The 22,894-nt window shown below is 71.1% G+C and carries 21 protein-coding genes and 5 tRNA genes; 7 read left to right on the top strand and 19 right to left on the bottom strand.

All coding sequences use genetic code 11. The features are described 5' to 3' along the window. Positions 1-28 precede the first annotated feature (28 nt). On the bottom strand, positions 29-1,768 hold the full coding sequence (locus QNO09_RS12570; protein WP_283970213.1) for a DAK2 domain-containing protein: 1,740 nt from the start codon (positions 1,766-1,768) through the stop codon (positions 29-31). A gap of 266 nt (positions 1,769-2,034) precedes the next feature. On the opposite strand from QNO09_RS12570, the gene rpmB reads away from it, so the two are divergent. Beyond that, the gene (gene rpmB, locus QNO09_RS12565) at positions 2,035-2,220 is read left to right on the top strand and encodes a 50S ribosomal protein L28 (protein WP_003993230.1); all 186 of its coding nucleotides are present in this window, start codon (positions 2,035-2,037) and stop codon (positions 2,218-2,220) included. Between the two features lie 240 nt (positions 2,221-2,460). Here the strand turns inward: rpmB and thiD are convergent, their stop codons facing one another. Further along, the gene (gene thiD / locus QNO09_RS12560; protein WP_283970212.1) at positions 2,461-3,252 is read right to left on the bottom strand and encodes a bifunctional hydroxymethylpyrimidine kinase/phosphomethylpyrimidine kinase; all 792 of its coding nucleotides are present in this window, start codon (positions 3,250-3,252) and stop codon (positions 2,461-2,463) included. Next, positions 3,249-4,214: a thiamine-phosphate kinase gene (locus QNO09_RS12555; protein WP_031106940.1), complete on the bottom strand. Its 966-nt coding sequence runs from the start codon at positions 4,212-4,214 to the stop codon at positions 3,249-3,251. The genes thiD and QNO09_RS12555 overlap by 4 nt, the downstream gene beginning before the upstream one ends. Positions 4,215-4,420: 206 nt before the next feature. On the opposite strand from QNO09_RS12555, the gene QNO09_RS12550 reads away from it, so the two are divergent. Both QNO09_RS12550 and QNO09_RS12545 read left to right on the top strand, forming a co-directional pair. Then, positions 4,421-4,654, top strand: a complete 234-nt coding sequence (locus tag QNO09_RS12550) for an Lrp/AsnC family transcriptional regulator (protein ID WP_003997603.1) — start codon at positions 4,421-4,423, stop codon at positions 4,652-4,654. Between the two features lie 20 nt (positions 4,655-4,674). After that, a complete protein-coding gene (locus tag QNO09_RS12545; protein ID WP_283970211.1) occupies positions 4,675-5,193 on the top strand; it encodes a DUF3515 domain-containing protein in 519 nt (172 codons plus the stop codon). Positions 5,194-5,275: 82 nt separating this feature from the next. Here QNO09_RS12545 and QNO09_RS12540 read toward each other — a convergent pair whose 3' ends face one another. Genes QNO09_RS12540 through QNO09_RS12530 form a run of 3 tightly spaced genes read right to left on the bottom strand, consistent with a single transcriptional unit; the run spans position 5,276 to position 8,291 of the window. Beyond that, entirely contained in the window at positions 5,276-6,433 is a 1,158-nt protein-coding gene (locus tag QNO09_RS12540) for a D-alanine--D-alanine ligase family protein (RefSeq protein WP_283970210.1), read from the bottom strand. A 59-nt stretch (positions 6,434-6,492) separates the two neighbouring features. Continuing rightward, positions 6,493-7,503: an NAD(P)H-dependent glycerol-3-phosphate dehydrogenase gene (locus QNO09_RS12535; protein ID WP_283970209.1), complete on the bottom strand. Its 1,011-nt coding sequence runs from the start codon at positions 7,501-7,503 to the stop codon at positions 6,493-6,495. Beyond that, on the bottom strand, positions 7,500-8,291 hold the full coding sequence (locus tag QNO09_RS12530; protein ID WP_283970208.1) for a lysophospholipid acyltransferase family protein: 792 nt from the start codon (positions 8,289-8,291) through the stop codon (positions 7,500-7,502). Before QNO09_RS12530 ends, QNO09_RS12535 begins: the two co-directional genes overlap by 4 nt. Positions 8,292-8,449: 158 nt before the next feature. Here QNO09_RS12530 and cofC point away from each other — a divergent pair, with 158 nt between their 5' ends. Together cofC and QNO09_RS12520 are read left to right on the top strand one after the other, a co-directional pair. After that, on the top strand, positions 8,450-9,088 hold the full coding sequence (gene cofC, locus QNO09_RS12525; protein WP_283970207.1) for a 2-phospho-L-lactate guanylyltransferase: 639 nt from the start codon (positions 8,450-8,452) through the stop codon (positions 9,086-9,088). Between the two features lie 9 nt (positions 9,089-9,097). Then, complete coding sequence (locus QNO09_RS12520; protein ID WP_033313194.1) at positions 9,098-9,301, top strand: hypothetical protein; 204 nt, start codon at positions 9,098-9,100, stop codon at positions 9,299-9,301. A gap of 71 nt (positions 9,302-9,372) precedes the next feature. Here QNO09_RS12520 and QNO09_RS12515 read toward each other — a convergent pair whose 3' ends face one another. From QNO09_RS12515 to leuC, 4 genes are all read right to left on the bottom strand, one after another. Further along, positions 9,373-10,014 (bottom strand): HU family DNA-binding protein, encoded by a 642-nt coding sequence (locus QNO09_RS12515; protein ID WP_283970206.1) that lies wholly within the window; start codon positions 10,012-10,014, stop codon positions 9,373-9,375. Positions 10,015-10,150: 136 nt separating this feature from the next. Then, the gene (locus QNO09_RS12510; protein ID WP_030851947.1) at positions 10,151-10,381 is read right to left on the bottom strand and encodes an SCO5555 family protein; all 231 of its coding nucleotides are present in this window, start codon (positions 10,379-10,381) and stop codon (positions 10,151-10,153) included. Positions 10,382-10,657: 276 nt separating this feature from the next. Beyond that, a complete protein-coding gene (gene leuD / locus QNO09_RS12505) occupies positions 10,658-11,251 on the bottom strand; it encodes a 3-isopropylmalate dehydratase small subunit (RefSeq protein ID WP_283970205.1) in 594 nt (197 codons plus the stop codon). A gap of 6 nt (positions 11,252-11,257) precedes the next feature. Continuing rightward, on the bottom strand, positions 11,258-12,688 hold the full coding sequence (gene leuC, locus QNO09_RS12500) for a 3-isopropylmalate dehydratase large subunit (RefSeq protein WP_283970204.1): 1,431 nt from the start codon (positions 12,686-12,688) through the stop codon (positions 11,258-11,260). A gap of 195 nt (positions 12,689-12,883) precedes the next feature. Between leuC and ndgR the strand changes: the two genes are divergently transcribed. Beyond that, positions 12,884-13,600: an IclR family transcriptional regulator NdgR gene (ndgR, locus tag QNO09_RS12495; protein WP_283970203.1), complete on the top strand. Its 717-nt coding sequence runs from the start codon at positions 12,884-12,886 to the stop codon at positions 13,598-13,600. Between the two features lie 126 nt (positions 13,601-13,726). Here ndgR and QNO09_RS12490 read toward each other — a convergent pair. The 9 genes from QNO09_RS12490 to QNO09_RS12450 all read right to left on the bottom strand — a co-directional run bounded on the left by QNO09_RS12490 (position 13,727) and on the right by QNO09_RS12450 (position 18,415). Next, positions 13,727-13,799, bottom strand: a tRNA-Glu gene (locus tag QNO09_RS12490). 28 nt (positions 13,800-13,827) lie between these two features. Next, a tRNA-Gln gene (locus tag QNO09_RS12485) sits at positions 13,828-13,899 on the bottom strand. A 20-nt stretch (positions 13,900-13,919) separates the two neighbouring features. Continuing rightward, a tRNA-Glu gene (locus QNO09_RS12480) sits at positions 13,920-13,992 on the bottom strand. Positions 13,993-14,032: 40 nt separating this feature from the next. Further along, a tRNA-Glu gene (locus QNO09_RS12475) sits at positions 14,033-14,105 on the bottom strand. A 21-nt stretch (positions 14,106-14,126) separates the two neighbouring features. Beyond that, positions 14,127-14,198, bottom strand: a tRNA-Gln gene (locus QNO09_RS12470). Between the two features lie 88 nt (positions 14,199-14,286). After that, positions 14,287-15,018, bottom strand: a complete 732-nt coding sequence (locus QNO09_RS12465) for an HAD family hydrolase (RefSeq protein ID WP_283970202.1) — start codon at positions 15,016-15,018, stop codon at positions 14,287-14,289. Positions 15,019-15,758: 740 nt separating this feature from the next. Beyond that, entirely contained in the window at positions 15,759-17,282 is a 1,524-nt protein-coding gene (gene gltX / locus QNO09_RS12460) for a glutamate--tRNA ligase (protein ID WP_283970201.1), read from the bottom strand. Beyond that, on the bottom strand, positions 17,275-18,051 hold the full coding sequence (locus tag QNO09_RS12455) for a fumarylacetoacetate hydrolase family protein (protein WP_283970200.1): 777 nt from the start codon (positions 18,049-18,051) through the stop codon (positions 17,275-17,277). The genes gltX and QNO09_RS12455 overlap by 8 nt, the downstream gene beginning before the upstream one ends. 172 nt (positions 18,052-18,223) lie before the next feature. Then, entirely contained in the window at positions 18,224-18,415 is a 192-nt protein-coding gene (locus QNO09_RS12450; RefSeq protein ID WP_283970199.1) for a hypothetical protein, read from the bottom strand. Between the two features lie 601 nt (positions 18,416-19,016). Here QNO09_RS12450 and QNO09_RS12445 point away from each other — a divergent pair. Then, complete coding sequence (locus QNO09_RS12445; RefSeq protein ID WP_283970198.1) at positions 19,017-22,892, top strand: sensor histidine kinase; 3,876 nt, start codon at positions 19,017-19,019, stop codon at positions 22,890-22,892. The last annotated feature ends 2 nt before the right edge of the window (positions 22,893-22,894 follow it).

Here is a 22,894-nt window from a genome sequence, read left to right as displayed (position 1 = left end):
CTGAGGGGCCGGACTGAGGCGGCCGGGCCTACTCCACGCCGATGAGGAGCAGGGCCCCCTGCCGTCCGCCCCGGTACACAACGGTGTCGACGGCGAGGTACCTCTCGCGGACCCGGCCCTCCAGATGCTCGGCGACGCTGTCGGGAGCCTCGTCGCCGAGGACCAGGGTGACCATCTCGCCCCCGGCCGAGAGCATCCGGTCCAGGACGGTCTCGGCGGTCTCGGCGACGTCCGCGCCGATCACGGCCACGTCCCCGTCGATGAGCCCCAGGACATCGCCGGCCTGGCAGATGCCGGCCATCGTCCAGGACTGGTGCTCGGCGACGGTGACCTCGGCGTAGCGGGTGGCCCCGGCGGCCGACGTCATCGAGACGACGTCCTCGTCGAAGCGGCGGTCCGGCTCGTGCACGGCCAGCGCCGCGATGCCCTGGACCGCCGAGCGGGTGGGGATCAGCGCCACGCGGATGCCCTCCGTGCGGACCTGCTCGGCGGCCGCCGCGGCCGTGTGGCGCAGGTCGGCGTCGTTCGGCAGCAGCACGACCTCGCGCGCGTGGGCCCGCCGTAGCGCCTGGACGAGCTCGCCGCTCGCGGGCGGCTCCCCGGGGCGGGCGAGCACGGTCGTCGCCCCGGCCTCGGTGTACAGACCGGCCAGGCCCTCGCCGGGCACGACGGCCACGACGGCCCGCTGGGCGCGTTCCCGGGGCGGCCGCTCGGCGCCGGTGGTGTGCACGTCGCCCGCGCCGAAGTGCGTGATGCGGATCCGGTGGGGCCGCCCGGCCTCGATGCCCGCCTCGACGGCGGCACCCGCGTCGTCCACATGCACGTGGACGTTCCACAGTCCGTCGCCGCCGACCACGACGAGGGAGTCGCCGAGGGCGTCGAGCCGCTCGCGCAGCCGCTCCACGGCCCGGTCTTCGGCCTCCAGGAGGTAGATCACCTCGAACGCCGGTCCGTCCCGGCCCGGTGCGGCGGCACTGTCGGCGCACTCGTCCGGACGCTCCGGCGCTTCCGGTTCGCCCTCGACCGGCACGGCGGGGCACGCTCCCGGTCCCACGCGCGCGTGGGGAACCGAAAAGGGGCCGGTGCGCGCACTCCCCCCGAGCGCCCCCGGCTTCTCCCTCGTGAGCGTCTCCACCAGCGCCCCGAGCACCGCCACCAGTCCCCGTCCCCCGGCGTCGACCACTCCGGCGCGTTCCAGGACGGGCAGCTGGGCCGGGGTCGCGGCGAGGGCCGCCGTGGCCCCGTCGTAGGCCGCCCGGGCCACCGCCCCGCAGTCGCCCTCCGCGCTGTCCGCGGCGTCGGCGGCGGCCGAGGCGACGGTGAGGACGGTGCCCTCGACGGGGTGGGCCACGGCCCGGCGGGCGGAGTCGGCCGCGTGCCGCAGGGCGAGCCGCAGGCCCTGCCCGTCGGCTCGGGCGGCGCCGTCGCCGGCCAGCACCTGGGCCATGCCGCGCAGGAGCTGGGCGAGGATCGTCCCGGAGTTCCCGCGGGCACCGATGAGGGCGCCGTGCGCCATCGCCCGGGTCGCGTCGGCGAGCGTCGGGCCGTCCGGGCCGGACGCCGCCGCGTGCCCGGTGAAGACCGCCTCGACGGCCGCGACGGCCGACTCCACGGTCAGATACAGGTTCGTGCCGGTGTCCCCGTCCGCGACCGGATAGACGTTGATCGCGTCGATCTCCTCACGCGCCCGCCCCAGGGTCTCCAGCGCGAGACCGCACCAGGTGCGCACCGCGAGAGCATCGAAGAATGTCTGCGGCACCTGCGCCACCGCGCCTCCCTGAGCTGCTGGACGTGGCACGCAGCGTAGACCCCGGGGCGGTCTTCACCGGAAGAGGGAGGGGACCGGGCCCCTGAGCTGCCGTGGTAGTTTCGTTCCACGGGTGCAGCCGTTGTATGCTGCTCCGGTTGCCCGATCCGATCGGGCCTTCCCCCTGGCAACGCCACTCAGATCTCGCGGGCTCCTGGAGCCCGAGAATCTCGATCCCGGCCTGCCGGGATCAACCGTAAGTGCATCTGAAGTCTTTGGAGTGACCCGTGGCTGCCAACTGCGACGTCTGCGGCAAGGGGCCGGGCTTCGGCAACAACATCTCGCACTCGCACCGCCGTACGTCCCGCCGCTGGAACCCGAACATCCAGCGTGTGCGTACCGTGGTGGGCGGGACGCCGAAGCGCGTGAACGCTTGCACCTCGTGCATCAAGGCCGGCAAGGTCTCGCGCTGACGCTCAGCTAGCGCGCGGCCACTGCTGGTTCGCTGCAAAGCCGGTCCACCTTCTGGTGGGCCGGCTCTTTGCCGTTCCCGAGACGTTCCTCACGACGTTCCTCAGACGTTGCCCGGGCGAGTCAAGCGTTCCCCGCGGGCCCATGCACCGGCAGTCCCCCGCGGGCCCACGGCCCGGCGGGCCCGGGCGGCACGGTGCCCTGACGCCGGAGCGTCGCAGTTCGGCACCGCGCCTCGGCGGCTACACGCCCCCGCGGAAGCGCCAGCCGTGATCCACGGGCCCGATTCCCCCACCGAGCGCGAACCCGGCCGCGACCGCCCCGGTGACGTACCGCTTCGCCGCCGCCACCGCCTCCGGCACGGACCGCCCCTTGGCGATCTCGGAGGCGATCGCGGACGCGAGCGTGCATCCGGTGCCGTGGGTGTGGCGGTTGTCATGCCTCGGCGCCCGCAGCCAGTGCTCCTCGGAGCCGTCGGTGAGCAGGTCGACGGCGTCACCGGGCAGGTGCCCGCCCTTGATCAGCACCCAGCGCGGCCCGTACCCGAGGACGGCCGAGGCGGCCTGCCGCATCTCCGCCTCCGACTCGACCCGTACGCCCGTGAGCTGGGCCACCTCGTCGAGGTTCGGTGTGGCGACCGTCGCCACCGGCAGCAGCTTCGTACGGACGGAGTCCAGCGCCGAGGCGGCGAGCAGGGCGTCGCCGTGCTTGGAGACGCCCACCGGGTCGACGACGGCCGGGGCGTCCGTCCCCGCGATCAACGCCGCCACCGCCTCCACCAGTTCCGCGGAGGCCAGCATGCCGGTCTTGACCGCCTGGACGCCGATGTCGTCGACGACACTGCGGTACTGGGCCCGCACGGCCTCCACGGGCAGTTCCCAAGCCCCCTGCACACCGAGGGAGTTCTGCGCGGTCACCGCCGTGACCACGCTCATGCCGTGCACGCCGAGCGCGAGCATCGTCTTGAGGTCGGCCTGAATGCCCGCGCCGCCGCCCGAGTCGGAGCCCGCCACCGTCAGAACATTCGGGATCATGACTCTATGTCCCCGAAGTGGTCCCAGCCGCCCTTGCTGGTCCACGGCGCCCCGTCGACCGTCACCTGCGGCAGCGCCGAGGGGTTGAGGACCTCGCCGATGACCTTCCAACGGGCGGGCAGCTTCACGTCCGGCGGGAAGGTCGCCACGATCGCGTGGTCCTCTCCCCCGGTCAGCACCCACTGCATGGGGTCGACCCCGACGGCCTGCCCGATGTCGTTCATCTGGGACGGGATGTCGATCGCCCCGGAGCGGATGTCGATGCGGACCTTGCTGGCCTCCGCGATGTGCCCGAGGTCGGCGATCAGCCCGTCGCTCACGTCGCACATCGCGGTCGCCCCGAGCCCGGCGGCGGCGGGACCCGCGTGGTACGGCGGCTCGGGCCGCCGGTGGGCCTCCACGAACGCCCGCGGCGAACGGAACCCCCGGGACAGCACCGCGTACCCGGCCGCGGACCAGCCCAGCCAGCCCGTCACGGCGACGAGATCGCCGGGCTGGGCGCCCGCCCGCGTCACCGGCTCCTGGTTGCGCAGATCACCGAGCGCGGTGATCGACACCATGATCGAGTCGCCGCGTACGACGTCTCCACCGACCACGGCGGCGCCCGCCACCTGACATTCGTCGCGCAGGCCGTCCATCAGTTCGCTCGGCCAGGTCACCGGCAGCTCGGCCGGGACGACCAGGCCGAGCAGCAGCGCGGTCGGTACGGCGCCCATGGCGGCGATGTCGGCGAGGTTCTGCGCGGCCGCCTTGCGACCCACGTCGTAGGCCGTCGACCAGTCGCGGCGGAAGTGCCGGCCCTCCACCAGGATGTCGGTGCTCGCCACGACCCTGCGGTCGGGCGCGGCCACCACGGCGGCGTCGTCGCCGGGGCCGACCCGGACCGCCGGGGTGGTGGTCAGACGGGAGGTGAGCTCCCTGATGAGCCCGAACTCACCGAGCTCACCAACAGTGCCCTTCATTGCCCTTTCGCCCCTTCTGTCCCTGTCCGTGACCGGTCGCGAGGCATCTCAGTCCTCGCTACGGTCGAGGTGACCGTCAAGTTCTGCCGGACCTGCACCCCGGCGCGCAAGACCCGGTCCCCGCAGGTCTCCCCGCGGCGAGCGGCGACGCGATACCGTGGCGTTCCTTTTCCCCACATGATCCTCGTGGCCGCCCTGGAGGTTCCGTGGTACAGGCGTACATCCTGATCCAGACGGAGGTCGGTAAGGCGTCGACCGTCGCCGAGACGATCAGCAAGATCCCTGGGGTCATCCAGGCCGAGGACGTGACGGGACCGTACGACGTGATCGTGCGGGCGCAGGCCGACACCGTCGACGATCTCGGCCGCATGGTGGTCGCCAAGGTCCAGCAGGTGGACGGCATCACCCGCACCCTGACCTGTCCGGTCGTCCATCTGTAGCCCCCGTCTACCCTGTGCCGGTGAACTCTTTCCGTCACCGGCACCGTTGTGTCTTCCGCGTGTTCCGGCTGCCCGCTCTCGCGCTGTTGATCACTGCTGCGGGCTGCTCCTCAGCAGACGACAGCGCGTCGGCGGCGGTTCCCAGTCCGGACCCGAAGGTCGCGGAACTGTGCCGGAACCTGGACAAGGTACTGCCCGCGACGGTGGACGGTGAGCGCCGTGAGGATCCCGAGCCCGCGTCGGCGCTGACGGCGGGCTGGGGCAGCCCGGCGATCATACTTCGCTGCGGTGTGCCGCAGCCGCCGAAGATGATCGACCCGAAGGTGGCGGACGGACGGGATCCGGACGCGGTCCCCGGGGGTGTGAACGGCGTCGACTGGCTGATGGAGAGCCGGGACGGCGGGGGGCACGTCTTCACGACCGCCAACCGGGAGGCCTACGTGGAGGTGCGGGTGCCCGAGGGCCCGGACGGCTCCGGCGTGCTGATCGACCTGGCCCCGGCCGTGAAGAAGGCGATCCCCCAGGGGATCGCCTCCTGAGCGCCGCGCCGGTGCTCCCGCCCTGAGTCCGCGGGCCGTTCGTGGCTGATCGCGCAGTTCCCCGCGCCCCTTGCGGGTCGCGTCAGCGCAGGCCCGTCGAGCGCCGCAGGGCCGCCTGCACCAGCCGGTCGATCAGCTCCGGGTAGCTCACCCCGCTCGCCTGCCACATCTGCGGATACATCGAGATGGGCGTGAAGCCGGGCATCGTGTTGATCTCGTTGATCACGAACTCGCCGTCCTCGGTGAGGAAGAAGTCCGCGCGGACCAGGCCCTCGCAGGACGCCGCCTCGAACGCGTCGACCGCCAGGCGCTGGACCTCGGCCGTCTCCTCGGGGGTGAGGGGCGCCGGGACGAGACCCGGGGTGGAGTCGATGTACTTGGCCTCGAAGTCGTAGTACGCCTGCGCCTCGGGCGGGGGGATCTCCGCGGGCAGGGAGGCCCGGGGGCCGTCCTCGAACTCCAGGACACCGCACTCGATCTCACGGCCGCGCAGCGCGGCCTCCACGAGGATCTTGGGGTCGTGCCGCCGGGCCTCGGCGATCGCCTCGTCGAGGCCGGAGAGGTCGTCGACCTTGGTGATGCCGATCGACGAACCGGCCCGCGAGGGCTTCACGAACAGCGGCCAGCCGTGCTCGCCGGCGAAGTCGACGATCCTCTTGCGGGCGGCAGCCTCGTCCTGCTCCCACTCGCGCGGGCGGATCACCACGTACGGGCCCACCTTCAGCCCGAACGAGGTGAACACCCGCTTCATGTACTCCTTGTCCTGGCCGACGGCCGAGGCGAGCACACCCGAACCCACGTACGGGACGCCGGAGAGCTCCAGCAGGCCCTGGAGGGTGCCGTCCTCGCCGTACGGGCCGTGCAGCACCGGGAAGACCACGTCGACCTCGCCGAGGGCCTTGGGCACCGAACCCGGCTCGCTGTAGACGACTTCGCGGCTGGCGGGGTCGACGGGGAGGATCACCGCACCCTCGGTGGACTCGGCAAGCAGGTCGACACTGGGCGGACGCCGGTCGACGATCGCCATCCGCTCCGGTTCGTCCGCCGTGAGGGCCCAACGCCCGTCCTGCGTGATGCCGATCGGCAGGACGTCGTACCGCGTCCGGTCGATGGCTTTGAGGACGGCGCCGGCGGTGACCACGGAGATCCCGTGTTCGGAGCTGCGCCCGCCGAACACGACGGCCACACGCGGCTTGCGAGGCGGCTGCTCGGGGCTCTGGGGGAGGTTCTCGGTGCTCATATCGCGTTGAGAGTACCCGTTGGTAGGGCCGCGAGTAAGCGCGTGCGGCCTCGCGTCGCTCAGCGTCGTTCGGGCTTCGCGCTGCGCGACATCAGCTCCTTGAGAGCCACCACCGGGGGCTTGCCCTCGTGCACGATGCCGACGACCGTCTCCGTGATGGGCATGTCGACGCCGTGCCGGCGGGCCAGATCCAGCACCGACTCGCAGGACTTGACGCCCTCGGCGGTCTGCTTGGTGACCGCGATGGTCTCCTGCAGGGTCATGCCCTTGCCGAGGTTGGTGCCGAAGGTGTGGTTGCGCGACAGCGGCGAGGAGCAGGTGGCCACCAGGTCGCCCAGGCCCGCGAGTCCGGAGAAGGTCAGCGGGTCGGCGCCGAGCGCCATGCCGAGCCGGGTGGTCTCGGCGAGGCCGCGGGTGATGAGGGAGCCCTTGGCGTTGTCCCCGAGGCCCATGCCGTCCGCGATGCCCACGGCGAGACCGATGACGTTCTTCACGGCTCCGCCCAGTTCGCAGCCCACCACGTCGGTGTTGGTGTACGGGCGGAAGTAGGGCGTGTGGCAGGCGGTCTGGAGTCGCTGGGCGACGGCCTCGTCGGTGCAGGCGACCACGGCCGCGGCCGGCATCCGCGCGGCGATCTCCCGGGCGAGGTTGGGTCCGGTGACCACGGCGATGCGGTCCGGGCCGACCTTGGCGACGTCGTCGATGACCTCGCTCATCCGCATAGCGGAGCCGAGTTCGACGCCCTTCATCAGCGACACGAGGACCGTGTCGGGGGCCAGCAGCGGGCTCCACTCGGCGAGGTTGTCGCGCAGGGTCTGCGAGGGGACCGACAGGACCGTGAAGTCGGCGTCCGCGGCGGCCTCGGCGGGGTCGGTGGTGGCTCGTACGTTCTCCGGGAGCTCGACGCCCGGGAAGTAGTCGGGATTGGTCCGCGTGGAGTTGATCGCCTCCACGACCTCCGGGCGGCGCGCCCACAGGGTGACCTCGCACCCCGCGTCGGCGAGCACCATGCCGAAGGCCGTACCCCACGAACCGGCGCTCAGGACCGCCGCCTTGACCGGTTTGCTCACTTGCCCAGCCCCTCTTCCTGCACGGTCTGCCCGGACTTCTGGTGCGTCTTCGTCTGCGCCTGGGTGCGGCGCCGCTGCTCGAACCGCTCCCGGCGCGGGTCGTACGGCGTCTCGGGCGCCTTCTCACCGCGGATCAGCTCCAGCTGGGCGGTGACGGCGGCCATGATGACCTCCGTGGCCTCCTTCAGCAGGTCCGCGGTCATCTCACGGTCGTAGAACCGGGCGAGGTCGACCGGCGGCCCGGCGAGCACGCGGTGCGTCTTGCGCGGCAGCAGATGCGGCTTCTTCGCGTACGGCGGCAGCAGTTCGTTGCAGCCCCACTGTGCCACGGGGATCACCGGGCACCTGGTCTGCAGGGCCACGCGCGCGGCGCCGGTCTTGCCGGTCATGGGCCAGCCGTCCGGGTCGCGGGTGAGGGTGCCCTCGGGATAGAAGGCGACGCATTCCCCGCGGTGCACGGCCTCGATCGCGGCCCGGAAGGCGCTCAGCGCGTCCGTGCTCTCGCGGTAGACGGGAATCTGCCCGGTGCCGCGCATCGCGGCTCCGACGAATCCCTTCTTGAAAAGAGCGCTCTTCGCGAGGAATCGCGGGACGCGCCCGGTGTTGTACTGAAAGTGCGCGTAAGCGAAGGGGTCGATGTGCGAATTGTGGTTCACCGCGGTGATAAATCCACCCTCAGCCGGAATGTGCTCCATTCCGCGCCAGTCCCGCTTGAGCAGAACCACCAGCGGCGGTTTACAGATCACCGCGGCGAAGCGGTACCAGAAGCCGATTCTGCGGCGGGGCACGCGGACACCTTCCTCTAGGGCCTGAAGCCGGGGCCACGGGGGGCCGCACAAGTGTCGCCCCAGGCCGCCGGTCTGTCGAGAACACCGTACGCCCCGGCACGCCGCCCGCCCGATGCCCCGGGTGACAATGACCGCGACAAGAAGAGGACGGAAAATCCGTGCAGTGGACCCTGGTCGTACCCCTGAAGCCCCTGGCCCAGGCCAAGAGCAGGCTCGCGGACACCGCGGACGACGGGCTGCGGCCGGACCTGGCGCTGGCCTTCGCCCAGGACACGGTGGCGGCCGCGCTGGCCTGCCCCGCGGTGCGGGATGTGGCAGTCGTCACGGACGACTCCCGGGCGGGCCGTGAGCTGGCCGCACTGGGCGCCGCGATCATTCCCGACGAGCCGGGCGGTGGCCTCAACGCCGCTCTCGCACACGCGGCGCGGGCCGTACGGTCCGTCCGCCCGTCCGGCGCGGTGGCCGCACTGAACGCCGACCTGCCGGCACTGCGTCCCGCGGAATTGTCCCGGGTTCTCGAAACCGCCGCCGAATTCCCGCGCGCATTTCTTCCGGACGCGGCCGGAATCGGCACGACGTTGCTGACCGCCGCCCCGGGCTGTGCGTTGCGCCCGGCCTTCGGTGCGGATTCCCGGGCCCGGCACCGTGCCTCCGGGGCCGTGGAACTGCCCCTCACCGCGGTGGACTCCGTGCGCCAGGACGTGGACACCGGCGCCGACCTGCGCAGCGCGCTGGCCCTGGGGGTCGGCCCGCATACGGCCGCGGCCGCCGCGCGGTTGCTGATACCCGGGCAGTAGGCTGCCGCCATGCAGGCGACCGCGTACACGTACGACCCCGAAAGCCGCAGCGGGCAGGTGCTCCTGGACGACGGCACCCCGGTGCCCTTCGACGCGGCCGCGTTCGACGCGGGGGGCCTGCGGCTGCTGCGCCCGGGCCAGCGGGTCCGCATCGAGGTGGAGGGCGCGAAAGACGCCCCGCGGATCACACTGGTGACCCTGCAGACCCTCTGACCACTTCCTGAACACGCCGCGGGCCGGACTCCATGCGGAGTCCGGCCCGGCGCGTGGGTACCCCAGCGCCCTTACTTCTTGCGGGCGGTGGTCTTCTTGGCGGTGGTCTTGCGCGCCGTCGACTTCTTGGCGGGCGCCTTCGTGGCCGTGGCCTTCTTCGCCGGGGCCTTCTTCGCGGTGGTCTTCTTCGCGGCGGTGGTCTTGGACGTCGCCGTGGTCTTCTTGGCGGGCGCCTGCTTCGCGGTGCTCTTCTTCGCGGCCGCCGACTTCGTGGCGGTGGTCTTCTTCGCCGTCGTCTTCTTGGCGGTGGTCTTCTTCGCGGCGGCCGACTTCGTGGCCTTCTTCGCGGCGGCCTTCTTGACCGTCGCGCCGGCACCGCCGGTCAGGCTGCCCTTGGGCGCCTTCTTGACGGAGACCTCGCCGCCGCGCGGCAGCTTCTTCGACCCGCTGACCAGGTCCTTGAAGCCCTGACCGGCACGGAAGCGCGGAACGGAGGTCTTCTTGACCCGAACCCGCTCGCCCGTCTGAGGATTACGGGCGTACCGCGCCGGACGGTCGACCTTCTCGAACGAACCGAAGCCGGTGACCGAAACCCGCTCACCCGAGACGACCGCGCGGACGATGGCGTCCAGGACATGGTCGACAGCGTCGGCAGCCTGCTGGCGGCCGCCCATCTTGTCGGCAATCGCTTCTACGAGCTGCGCCTTGTTCACGTCTTCCCCTTCGGAGACATCGCCAGAACGAAAGTGTTCAAGCTTTTTCGCACGTTAGGCAGATATATACCGCAAATCAAACACGAAACGGGCTTATCACCCTTGTGCCGCAACGAACTCGACGGTGTCGGCGGGTTCAGCGTTCCTCGTCGGGGAGACGTCCCTCGTCGAGGTCCGCGGTGAACCGCTCCAGCCGCCTTGCCGCGTCGGCGAGATCATGCTTGGCCGCGGCCGTAATGACCAGCAGCTTCCGGGTCAGCGCCATCCGTACGCCCTCCGGGACTTGCAGTGCGCGCACTCTTGTGTGCGCTTCCTTGAGTTGGTCCGCGACCGCCGCATAGAGCTCGAGTTGGCCGTCGTGTTCCATGCACAGATTGTGCCATCTGGGGCGAGTTGTCGCCTGCGCAGGGGACAACTGCCGCCTCGGACGGCCTTTCCGGCACACGTGGAAGTCACGGCTGTACCACTCGCGTACCCCGGCAACCACCGGCTTAACGTGGGAAGTTGGCAGCCGAACAGGGGGTGGACAGGGCCGTTCGGGTGCAGACGCGGCTGTACCCCCGATCGGGCTGATCGGGGGTACAGAGGAGATGTCGCGGTGGCCGAAAGTCGCCTTGTTCCGGGCGGCGAAGCGTGCCTGGGGTCAGACCGGGAGCGTCCGCGGCTTGAACGCCGGGCGCTTCGCCTCGTACGCCGAGATGTCCGCCTCGTTCCGCAGGGTGATCGAGATGTCGTCGAGGCCGTTCAGCAGCCGCCAGCGGGAGTTCTCGTCGAGCTCGAAGGAGGCGGTGATGCCTTCGGCGCGCACCTCGCGGCTCTCCAGGTCGACGGTGATCTCGGCCTGCGGGTCCTTCTCGGTGAGCTCCCACAGCGAATCCACGATCTTCTGCTCCAGAACCACCGTGAGCAGGCCGTTCTTGAGCGAGTTGCCGCGGAAGATGTCGGCGAAGCGGGAGGAGATCACGGCCTTGAAGCCGTAGTTCTGCAGCGCCCAGACGGCGTGCTCACGGGAGGAGCCGGTGCCGAAGTCGGGGCCGGCGACCAGCACGGTCGCGCCCTGCCGCTCGGGCTGGTTGAGCACGAACGACGTGTCCTTGCGCCAGGCCTCGAACAGCCCGTCCTCGAACCCGTCGCGCGTGACCTTCTTGAGCCAGTGGGCGGGGATGATCTGGTCGGTGTCGACGTTGCTGCGGCGCAGCGGCACGGCCCGGCCGGTGTGGGTGGTGAAGGCTTCCATGACTGATCAGACTCCAGCGGGCGTACGGGTCTCGGCGTCGGACAGGTCGGCCGGGGAGGCCAGGTGGCCGAGGACGGCCGTGGCGGCCGCGACCTGCGGCGACACCAGGTGCGTCCGGCCGCCCTTGCCCTGCCGGCCCTCGAAGTTGCGGTTGGAGGTGGACGCGGAGCGCTCGCCCGGGGCCAGCTGGTCGGGGTTCATGCCCAGGCACATCGAGCAGCCCGCGTGCCGCCACTCGGCGCCGGCCTCCTTGAAGACGACGTCCAGCCCCTCGGAGACGGCCTGCAGACCGACCCGCGCGGAGCCCGGGACGACCAGCATCCGTACGCCGTCGGCGACTTTGCGGTCCTTCAGCAGCTCGGCGGCGGCGCGCAGGTCCTCGATGCGGCCGTTGGTGCACGAGCCTACGAAGACGGTGTCCACCTTGATGGAGCGCAGCGGCTGCCCGGCCTCCAACCCCATGTATTCCAGGGCCTTTTCGGCGGCGTAGCGCTCCGATGCGTCTTCGTACGAAGCAGGATCGGGGACGGACGCCGAAAGCGGTGCGCCCTGGCCCGGGTTGGTGCCCCAGGTGACGAACGGCGACAGTTGGGCGGCGTCGATGACGACCTCGGCGTCGAACTCGGCGTCGTCGTCGGTCCTGAGCGTCTTCCAGTACGCGACGGCCGCGTCCCAGTCCTCGCCCTCGGGGGCGTGCGGGCGGCCCTTGAGGTACGCGAACGTGGTCTCGTCCGGGGCGATCATGCCCGCGCGGGCGCCGGCTTCGATCGACATGTTGCAGATGGTCATGCGGGCTTCCATCGAGAGCTTCTCGATGGCCTCGCCGCGGTACTCCAGGACGTAGCCCTGGCCGCCGCCGGTGCCGATCTTCGCGATGATCGCCAGGATCAGGTCCTTGGCGGTGACGCCGTCGGGCAGTTCGCCGTCGACCGTGATCGCCATGGTCTTGGGACGGGACATCGGCAGCGTCTGGGTGGCCAGCACGTGCTCCACCTGGGAGGTGCCGATGCCGAACGCCAGCGCGCCGAAGGCGCCGTGCGTGGAGGTGTGCGAGTCGCCGCAGACGACGGTGGTGCCGGGCTGGGTCAGGCCCAGCTGCGGACCCACGACGTGCACGACGCCCTGCTCGACGTCGCCCAGCGGGTGCAGGCGCACGCCGAAGTCGGCGGCGTTCTTGCGCAGCGTCTCCAGCTGGATCCGGGAGACCGGGTCCGCGATCGGCTTGTCGATGTCGAGGGTGGGGGTGTTGTGGTCCTCGGTCGCGATGGTGAGGTCGAGGCGCCGGACCTTGCGGCCGCTCTTGCGCAGGCCGTCGAAGGCCTGCGGGCTGGTCACCTCGTGCAGCAGGTGCAGATCGATGAAGAGAAGGTCGGGCTCGCCCTCCGCGCGCCGGACGACATGGTCGTCCCAGACTTTCTCCGCGAGTGTCCTACCCATCGCTTTTCCCTCCGGACGGCGACGATCCGCCGACCCAACTAGAGATCTTGAGGAGGCGGTGCCCGTACCCCTGACTCCGGGCACACACCACCAGGCCCTTACGTCACGGGCCGTTGTGACTTCGTGATTCCAGGGTGGCGCGTTCCACGGAAATTTGAACTTGCGTTTCACAGAGTGAGACGCAAGTATCGTTTCATGGACAACAGTAGCGGCGTCGGCGTTCTGGACAAGGCGGCCCTCGTCCTGAGCGCTCTGGAGTCCGGTCCGGCCACCCTCGCGGGTCTGGTCGCTGCCACCGGACTGGCTCGGCCCACGGCCCACCGCCTGGCCGTGGCCCTGGAACACCACCGCATGGTGGCGCGCGACATGCAGGGCCGTTTCATTCTCGGCCCTCGGCTGGCAGAGCTGGCCGCGGCCGCGGGTGAGGACCGTCTCCTCGCCACCGCCGGCCCGGTGCTCACGCATCTTCGTGACATCACGGGCGAGAGCGCGCAGCTCTATCGCCGCCAGGGCGACATGCGCATCTGCGTCGCCGCGGCGGAGCGCCTGTCCGGACTGCGGGACACGGTCCCGGTCGGTTCGACGCTCACGATGAAGGCCGGCTCCTCGGCGCAGATCCTGCTGGCCTGGGAGGAGCCGGAGCGGCTGCACCGCGGCCTGCAGGGGGCGCGCTTCACGGCGACGGCGCTGTCGGGTGTGCGGCGGCGGGGCTGGGCCCAGTCGATCGGTGAGCGGGAGCCGGGCGTCGCGTCCGTCTCGGCGCCGGTGCGGGGGCCGTCGAACCGTGTGGTGGCGGCGGTGTCGGTGTCCGGGCCGATCGAGCGGCTGACGCGGCATCCCGGCCGGATGCACGCCCAGGCCGTGATCGATGCGGCCGGGCGCCTCTCCGAGGCCTTGCGGCGCACCGGCTGAAGCGGCGGCGCGTTCCCGGGAAGGCCGGCCTCAACGCCGCGGCAGGCCTTCCCGGGCAGGTGTCGCATCACCGGGACGGACCTACGGAAGAGGCCCCCCACCGAAGTGGAGGGCCTTTCTCTTGTGTACCCCCGACCGGATTCGAACCGGCGCTACCGCCTTGAGAGGGCGGCGTGCTAGGCCGCTACACAACGGGGGCCTGGACACTGCGTTTCCGCAGGTCCGAGCTGGTCTACCTGGACTCGAACCAAGACTAACTGAACCAGAATCAGTCGTGCTGCCAATTACACCATAGACCAATGTGGTATAGACCAGTCAGTACCCCCGACCGGATTCGAACCGGCGCTACCGCCTTGAGAGGGCGGCGTGCTAGGCCGCTACACAACGGGGGCCCTAGCGGTCCCGAGATGATCGTCGATCACTTGGAACCAGTACCCCCGACCGGATTCGAACCGGCGCTACTGCCTTGAGAGGGCAGCGTGCTAGGCCGCTACACAACGGGGGCGATGCAGATGAGCTCTGCGAGCTGGCCTACCTGGACTCGAACCAAGACTAACTGAACCAGAATCAGTCGTGCTGCCAATTACACCATAGGCCACTGGAACGCAAGCCCCGGGGGGTTGTGTTCTAGCTGTGCGCCTCGGGTTCCGGCCTTCCGGCCCGCTTCCCGCGGCGCAGGAAGAACATTACCCGAAGGTGGACGGGGCTCCAAAACGAGTATCCGAGCCGAGCAGGGACGGCAGTTCGGCCAGCGTGGCGATGCGGTGCGGCCCGACGGGCGGGTCGATCGTGGCGTACAGGCCGCCGCGGTCGATCCACACCGACAGCAGTCCGGCGTCGGCGGCACCCCTCCCGTCGATCTCCGGGTGGTCACCGACGTAGGCGACCTGGTGCGGCGGCAGGCCGAGGAATTCACAGGCCGCGAGGAACGCTCCGGCCTCGGGCTTGGAGATGCCGAGCTCGGCCGCGCACAGGATGGTCTCGAAGCGGTCGTGGACGCCGAGGGCGCGCAGCTTGCGGTCCTGGACGTGGAGGCTGGAGTTGGAGAGCACGGCGTGCCGGTGGGTGGCGGAGAGGGCGTCGAGGACGGGCAGGACGTCCGGGAAGAGGGCCCAGACCGCCTCGTAGTGGGTGACGTACCGCTGGAACCACGCGTCGGCCTCGGTGTCGGTGAGGTCCCGGTCCAGGAAGACCCGTACCCGTTCGCGCCGCTGGTCCTCGAAGGTGGCCTCGCCGGCCGAGAAGCGGGCCCACTGGAGGTGGGTGGCCTCCCGCCAGCGGTCGATGGCCTGCTCGACGCTGTCGTAGCGGTGGAGCAGGTCCTCGGCGGTGAGGTGGGCGCGCATGCCGAGGCGGTCTGCGGTGGTGTAGTCGAAGAGGGTGTCGTCGACGTCCCAGACCACGGCTTGGATGCTCATACTCCGACCGTACCCACCGCGACGTTCTCTCAGCCCAGGGTGTCGCCGCGCCGCCGGAGAGGGCGAGGCCGGGGCCCCGGCCGTCGCCGGGGTGGGCGCCCAGCTTCCAGGTGTGGGGGCCGCCCGTGGCGCCTCGTCCGCTGTCGGTGGTGCCGTCCCGGGCGGGACGTACGGCGACGCCAGTGGAAGCCCCGGTCAGCGTGCGGACGACTTCGCCGGAGGCGTGGGAGAGGGGCAGGGTCCGGGTGACGGGCTTGTCGAGCTGCCACGCCGGTGGCCGGGGGGGCGCCTCGCCGATCACGGACGGCGAGGGGATCCGGGCCTCCGTCTGCACCGCGGGCGCGGTGGGGATGCCGATGGGGACGATCGACAGCTCGCCGTACGTGCGGAAACCGGACGCGCCGGCCCACGGGTCGTCGACGGTCACGCGTCGCTCGGTGACGAGCCGCACCGTGCCGGCCGGCCCGTCGGCCCGGGGCGCCGCCCGCGCGGGTGCGGCCGGCAGGGCGCAGGAGAGGACCACCGCCCCGCCGACGGCCGCGGGGACGAGTCTTCGGGAACGGATCACACACTGCCCCCTGTGCCAGGGGGCACACGGGCACCGTGCGCGCAGCGGCGGCCAACATCCCCTGTGAGCACGGGAGTTGACCGTAATGGTGGAAATCCCGGTGACGGCTGTGCGGAGACGGTGAGGGCGGCGCCCGAACCGGGCGCCGCCCTCACCGTGCGGGTGTGTCGCGTTACGCGGCCAGCTTGGCCAGCGCCGCGTCGATCCGGGCCAGGGTGGTGTCCTTGCCCAGGACCTCCAGGGACTCGAACAGCGGCAGACCGACCGTGCGGCCGGTGACGGCGACGCGGACGGGGGCCTGGGCCTTGCCGAGCTTGAGGCCGTGGGCCTCGCCGGCGGCCAGGACGGCCTCCTTGAGCGACTCGGCGGAGGTCCAGTCGGCGGCCTCCAGCTTCTCGCGGGCCGTGCGCAGCAGGGCGTCCGAGCCCTCTTTCATCGCCTTCGTCCAGCTGGCCTCGTCCTCCACCGGCTCCGGCAGGAACAGGAAGTCGACGTTGTCGGTGATCTCGGAGAGGACCTTGACGCGGGTCTGCGCGTACGGGGCGATGGCCTGCCACTTCGCCTCGTCGAAGGCCTCCGGCGCCCAGGGGGCGAAGGGTGCCCGGAGCCAGGGACGGCAGCGCTCCGTGAAGTCCTTCACGTCCAGCAGGCGGATGTGGTCGCCGTTGATGGCCTCGCACTTCTTCAGGTCGAAGCGGGCCGGGTTCGGGTTCACGTCGGAGAGCTCGAACGCGGCGACCATCTCGTCGATCGAGAAGACGTCCCGGTCGGCCGAGAGGGACCAGCCGAGCAGCGAGAGGTAGTTGAGCAGGCCCTCGGGGAGGAAGCCGCGCTCCCGGTAGAGGTTGAGGGACGCCTGCGGGTCGCGCTTGGAGAGCTTCTTGTTGCCCTCGCCCATCACGTACGGCAGGTGGCCGAACGAGGGGATCTCCTTGGCGATGCCCAGCTCCATCAGCGCCTTGTACAGGGCCATCTGGCGCGGGGTGGAAGAGAGCAGGTCCTCGCCGCGCAGGACGTGGGTGATCTCCATCAGGGCGTCGTCGACCGGGTTGACCAGCGTGTACAGCGGGGCGCCGTTGGCGCGGACGATGCCGTAGTCCGGGACGTTCTCCGGGGTGAAGGTCAGCTCGCCGCGGACCAGGTCGGTGAAGGTGATCGTCTCGTCGGGCATCCGGAAGCGGACGATCGGCTCGCGGCCCTGGGCCTGGTACTCCTCGACCTGCGCGGCGGTCAGCTCACGGCAGTGGCCGTCGTAGCCGGAGGGCTTGCCAGCGGCGCGGGCGGCCTCGCGGCGGGTGTCCAGCTCCTCCTGGGAGCAGTAGCAGCGGTAGGCGTGGCCGGCGTCGAGCAGTTTGGCCGCGACGTCCTTGTACAAGTCCATGCGCTGCGACTGGCGGTACGGCGCGTGCGGGCCGCCGACCTCGGGGCCCTCGTCCCAGTCGAAGCCCAGCCAGCGCATCGAGTCGAGCAGCTGGGTGTACGACTCCTCGGAGTCGCGGGCCGCGTCGGTGTCCTCGATGCGGAAGACCAGGGTGCCCTGGTGGTGCTTGGCGAACGCCCAGTTGAACAGGGCGGTGCGGACCAGGCCCACGTGGGGGTTACCGGTGGGCGAGGGACAGAAACGGACGCGTGGGGGTACCCCCTGTCCGAGCGGAGTCGAGGACTTGGGGGAGGGGGAGCCGGATGCGCTAGCCACGCTTGACAACCTTGTTGGTGAGAGTGCCGATGCCTTCGATGGTGACGGCGACCTCGTCGCCGACGTTCAGGGGGCCGACCCCAGCCGGGGTGCCCGTGAGGATCACGTCGCCGGGGAGCAGCGTCATGGCCTCGGTGATGTTGACGATCAGATCCTCGATCGAGTGGATCATCTCGCTGGTGCGGCCCAGCTGACGCTGCTGGCCGTTGACCGTGAGCTGGATGGTGAGGTCGCTCGCGTCCAGGTCCGTCTCCACCCAGGGGCCGAGCGGGCAGGAGCTGTCGAAGCCCTTGGCCCGGGCCCACTGCTTCTCGCGCCTCTGCACGTCGCGGGCGGTGATGTCGTTGGCGCAGGTGTATCCGAAGATCACGTCCTTGACGCGCTCGCGCGGGACCTCGCGGCACATCCGGCCGATGACGACGGCCAGCTCGGCCTCGTGGTGCACCTCCTCGGAGAAGGAGGGGTACTGGATCTCGTCGCCGGGGCCGATCACCGAGGTGGACGGCTTGAAGAAGGCGAAGGGGGCGTCGGGGACCTCGTGGCCCAGCTCGCGCGCGTGCTCGCCGTAGTTGCGGCCGAAGGCCACGACCTTGTTGGGGAGCACCGGCGGCAGCAGCCTGACCTTGCTCACCGGCACCTTCGTGCCGGAGAGCTCGAAGTCCGCGAACGGGATGCCCTTGATGATGTCCAGGACGAGTTCGTCCTGCTTGTCGCCCTCGATGGCACCGAAGGCGACGTTCCCGTCGATGGAGAATCTGGCGATGCGCACGGGATGCTTGGCCCCTTGACTGAAGCGGCTGGAGTCTGACGGTCCAGGCTAACGCGGGGAGGTCCCCCGCCCCGCGCATGGTGAAGGGGCGCCCCGTCGCGGGGGGCGCCCCGTCGAAATCCATGTGCCGCCACCGTGAGCATCCGGCGGCCGGCCCGCGTACTACCTGGTGTCATTCCGCGGCCGCGGCGGCCGCGACGGGGATCTCCATGAGGACGGTGCGCTTGGGGTTGGCGGTCTGGGCCGGGAGGTCGACGGGGTGCTCCGGCTGCTCCGGCGTCCGCAGTTCGTCGGCGTCCTGCAGGTGCGCCAGCGTCGTGCGCCGCGGGTTGGCGATCTTGTGGAACATCGTCGTCGTCTTCACTGTTTACTTGGCCCTGTCCTGTGACGGGCGCCGGGAGGGGTGTGAACCCCCTGCGGGCGCGGGTTGTCGGTTGTGCCATCGCTGTAAAGCGTCAGGCTAAACATGCGATTCCCCGGCCCGGTCGCCCGGAGGCCACGATCGGCATGTGAGTTTCCTCACGAATCAGAGGGCGAATCGGTCAATCCGGACTCGGACTCCACCCCAACGAAACGGACATTGACTCACTGAAGCCCTCATTCCGCTCCTGATCATGGCGACTGGGACACCTGACCGGACTCGGCGACTCGCGGGTTTACGCCCGAAATGAGTGAACTCGCCTTCTACGTCAGGTGATCCGGCACTCACGTGGTGTCACCTAAGTCACGGCTCGGCCTACGGGCCTTGTTGGAGATCCTGTGCTGTGCTGGAATCTCACGGACCGCCGCTGGATCGAGCCGGCGCACAGGGGGCGCACAGACGCGCCGAGCGGCGGTGAGAAGGGGGAACCAGCGCCGGTCACTCTCTACCACCACGGGGGCGTTTTTCAGGGCGTCCCCAGAACGCCGACACCGTGCCCCGCCGTTCAGGCGACGGGGTGCCTGGTCCAGAGGTTGCGACGCTAGTGCAGGGACGTTTCAAGAGGGATGGCAACGCTTCGGCGGGGCCGGAGCCGCACGGCGGGACTGGCCCCATGAATGGCGGCCCCTCGCCCCAGCACGCCCAGAACCAGGGCCCGGCCGGCGACGGCGGTGAGCGCTCCGGTCCGGCTTCGCCCGGGACCGCGAGCCCGGCCAAGGGCCTGAAGCCGCCGGCGGGCCCGGTGGGCCCCGGCCCGCGAATAGCCCTGCGGAACTGGCGCATCTCCACCCGTCTGGTTTCGCTGCTCGCGCTTCCCGTGGTCGCCGCCACGTCGTTGGGCGCCCTGCGTATCAACGACTCCATGGACAACATCCAGCAGCTGGACAACATGAAGCTGCTGACGGACCTGACCAAGCAGGCCACCGAGCTGTCGGCCGCCCTCCAGGAGGAGCGCGACCAGTCGGCCGGCCCGCTGGCCCACGGCGGCAAGGCGACCGACTTCACGGTCAAGGGACTGCGCGAGAAGACCGACCGGGCGCGGAAGAACTTCCTCGACAGCTCCGAGGAGATCGACAACACCAGCAAGGACGGCAACCTCAAGGGCGTCCGCGAGTACCTCGTCCAGCTCGCCGGCGAGCTGGGCGACCTGGAGCAGATCCGCAAGAGCGCCTACGCCTCCGAGGGCAACTCCACGCAGACGGTCGAGGCCTACCACCGTCTGATCGAGAACCTGATCGACCTCTCCCAGGACATGGCCGAGGCGACCAGCAACCCGGACATGATCCAGCGCACGCGAGCGCTGGCGGCGTTCTCCTCCGCCAAGGAGTACTCCTCGATCCAGCGCGCGGCCCTGGCGGCGGCGCTTCCCGCGAGCAACACCACCACCGGCAAGCTCTCCCCGAACGACCGGCTCTACGCCGAGTCGGCCTTGGAGAGCCAGAACTCCGAGATCCGCAGCTTCAAGAGCATCTACGGCGAGGACGCCGCCGCCGAGCTGCTCAAGCCGATCGAGGACGGCGGCAACTCCACGATCAAGGCGACCGACACCTACGCGGGTCGCGCCCTGGTCTCCGCGAGCGGTCTCGCCCAGCAGGACAAGCGGTCCTACCGCGACTGGCTGGACGACAGCTCCACCAAGATCCAGCAGATGAAGAACATCGAGCACACGCTGCTCGAGGAGATGGAGCAGAAGGCCCGCGAGCTGCGCAGCGCCACCGAGCGCGACGCGATCATCTCCGGTGCCCTGATCCTGATCGTGCTCGGTGTGTCACTGGTCGGCGCCTTCGTCGTGGCGCGGTCCATGATCCGCTCGCTGCGCCGCCTGGAGGAGACCGCGACCAAGGTCGCCTCCGACCGTCTGCCCGAGCTGGTCAAGCAGCTGTCCGAGTCCGACCCGCAGGATGTCGACACCTCCGTGGAGTCGGTCGGTGTGCACTCCCGGGACGAGATCGGCCGAGTGGCCTCGGCCTTCGACGACGTGCACCGCGAGGCGGTCCGCCTCGCCGCCGAGCAGGCCCTCCTGCGGGGCAACGTCAACGCGATGTTCACCAACCTCTCGCGTCGCTCCCAGGGTCTGATCCAGCGCCAGCTGTCGCTGATCTCCGAGCTGGAGTCCCGCGAGGCCGACCCGGACCAGCTGTCCTCGCTCTTCAAGCTCGACCACCTCGCGACCCGCATGCGCCGTAACGGCGAGAACCTCCTCGTCCTCGCGGGCGAGGAGCCCGGCCGCCGCTGGACCCGTCCGGTGCCGCTGGTCGACGTGCTCCGCGCCGCCGCGTCCGAGGTGGAGCAGTACGAGCGCATCGAGCTGGCCTCCGTGCCGACCACCGAAGTGGCCGGCCGTGTGGTCAACGACCTCGTGCACCTGCTCGCCGAGCTGCTGGAGAACGCGACCTCGTTCTCCTCGCCGCAGACCAAGGTCAAGGTCACCGGTCACGCGCTGCCCGACGGCCGTGTGCTGATCGAGATCCACGACACCGGCATCGGCCTCTCCCCCGAGGACCTCGCCGCGATCAACGAGCGGCTCGCCTCTCCCCCGACGGTGGACGTCTCCGTCTCCCGCCGCATGGGTCTGTTCGTGGTCGGCCGGCTGTCCCAGCGGCACGGCATCCGCATCCAGCTGCGCCCGTCCGACTCCGGTGGTACGACCGCGCTGGTCATGCTGCCCGTCGATGTCGCCCAGGGGGGCAGGAAGCCCCAGCCCAAGCAGCCCGGTCAGCCGCCGGTCGGTGGCGGACCCGCCGCCGCGCAGGCCGCCGCCGGTGCGGCCGCGGCCCGGCGTGCCGCCGGTGCCGGCCAGAACGCCGGTGCCCTCGGGGCCGGTGCGTCCGGCGGTGCCTTCGGCGGCGGTGCGTCCGGCGGTGGCCGGCTCGCTCCCGGCCAGAGTCCGCGGGCCGCGCTGCCCGGGCGGGACGCGGACGGTGGCCGTCCGGGCGGAGCGCGCGGACCACAGGGTCCCGGCACCTCCGCGTTCGAGCAGGGTGGTGCCCCGCAGGGCCGTCAGGCTCCGGCCGGTGCCGGGGCCGGATTCGGCCAGCAGGCGCCGGGTGCCCCGCAGGGTCTGCAGGCCGCGGGCACCAACGGGCCGCAGGGCCAGGACGCCTTCGGCGGTGGCCGCAGCCGGAAGAAGCAGGGCAACAACTCCGAGCAGGGCAAGGGCCGCCGGCCGCAGCTGCCGCCGCGTGGCGGTCCGCGGGCCGAGCTGCCCGGGGGTGACGCGCAGCAGCGGGTGCCGAGCTGGAGCGACGAGAACGCCCAGCCGCCGGTGCCGCGTGCCTCGCTGGACGCCCCGCGCGGCCACGAGGAGCCGGACGTCGCCCGCACGGCGTCCATGCCGCGTGTCGACGACCGTCAGAACCCCGGCTCGACGTCGGAGATGCCGGCCGTCCCGCGTGACAACGACCGGCAGGGTCCCGGCTCGCCGGCCGACTTCGGCGCTCCGCAGCACGCGGACCCGTTCGGCCCGGGCGCGAACGCGTCGCAGGGCCCGGGCCAGTTCGTCCGCCCGGACGTCTTCGGCACCACGGGCGGGCGCCCCGACCCGTCGTCCACGTCGGGCCAGTTCCCGGCTCAGCAGTCCTACGACAACGGCTCCACGGGCCAGTACCCGGCACCGCAGTCCTACGACAACGGCTCCACCGGCCAGTACCCGGCACCGCAGTCCTACGACAACGGCTCCACCGGCCAGTACCCGGCTCAGCGGCAGGACAACGGCTCGACCGGCCACTACCCGGCACCCAGCCAGGACAACGGCTCGACCGGCCACTACCCCGCGCCGCGCCAGGACAACGGCTCCGGCCGGCCCACCCTGCCCGGTCCGGCCACACCGGCCGACCCGGCGGGCACGGGCCAGTTCGAGCGGCCGCAGGTCAACGGCGGGCGGGGCGGTGCCGACTTCGGTGCCCCGCGTCCGCCCGCCCCGCAGGCCCGGCCCGTCCGGCAGGAGCCCGAGGCCCTGCCGCCGGCGTCCGGTCCGGGCGACGGTCGTACCCCGCTGTACGACACGCTGGAGACCAACTGGTTCCACGGCCAGCAGGAGCAGCAGCAGCCGCAGAACAACGGTTCCGCTCCGGCCGCCCCGCAGCAACCGCAGGGACCCACCGGTCCGCAGCGGTCCGCCGCCCCCGCCGGCTGGCGCGCCTCGCCGAACGACGACCTCGTCCGCCAGGCCGAACGCGTCCGCCAGCCCGCCGCGGGTGGTGTCACCACCTCCGGCCTGCCGCGCCGGGTGCCCCGGGCGAACCTCGTCCCGGGCACGGCTCAGCAGCAAACCCACCAGAGCGGTCCGCAGGTCTCGCGTGCGCCCGATGACGTGCGCGGCCGGCTGACCAATCTCCGTCGGGGAATCGCACAGGGTCGTCAGGCCGGGTCCACCCAGACCGGCAGCCACCCACGGCCCACTCACCAGCAGGAGCGTTAGTT

The organism is Streptomyces sp. 378, from assembly GCF_030124145.1.
Classification (GTDB): Bacteria; Actinomycetota; Actinomycetes; order Streptomycetales; family Streptomycetaceae; genus Streptomyces.
Note: the sequence above shows the minus strand (reverse complement) of the source record. Positions and strands in the feature narration are given on the sequence as shown.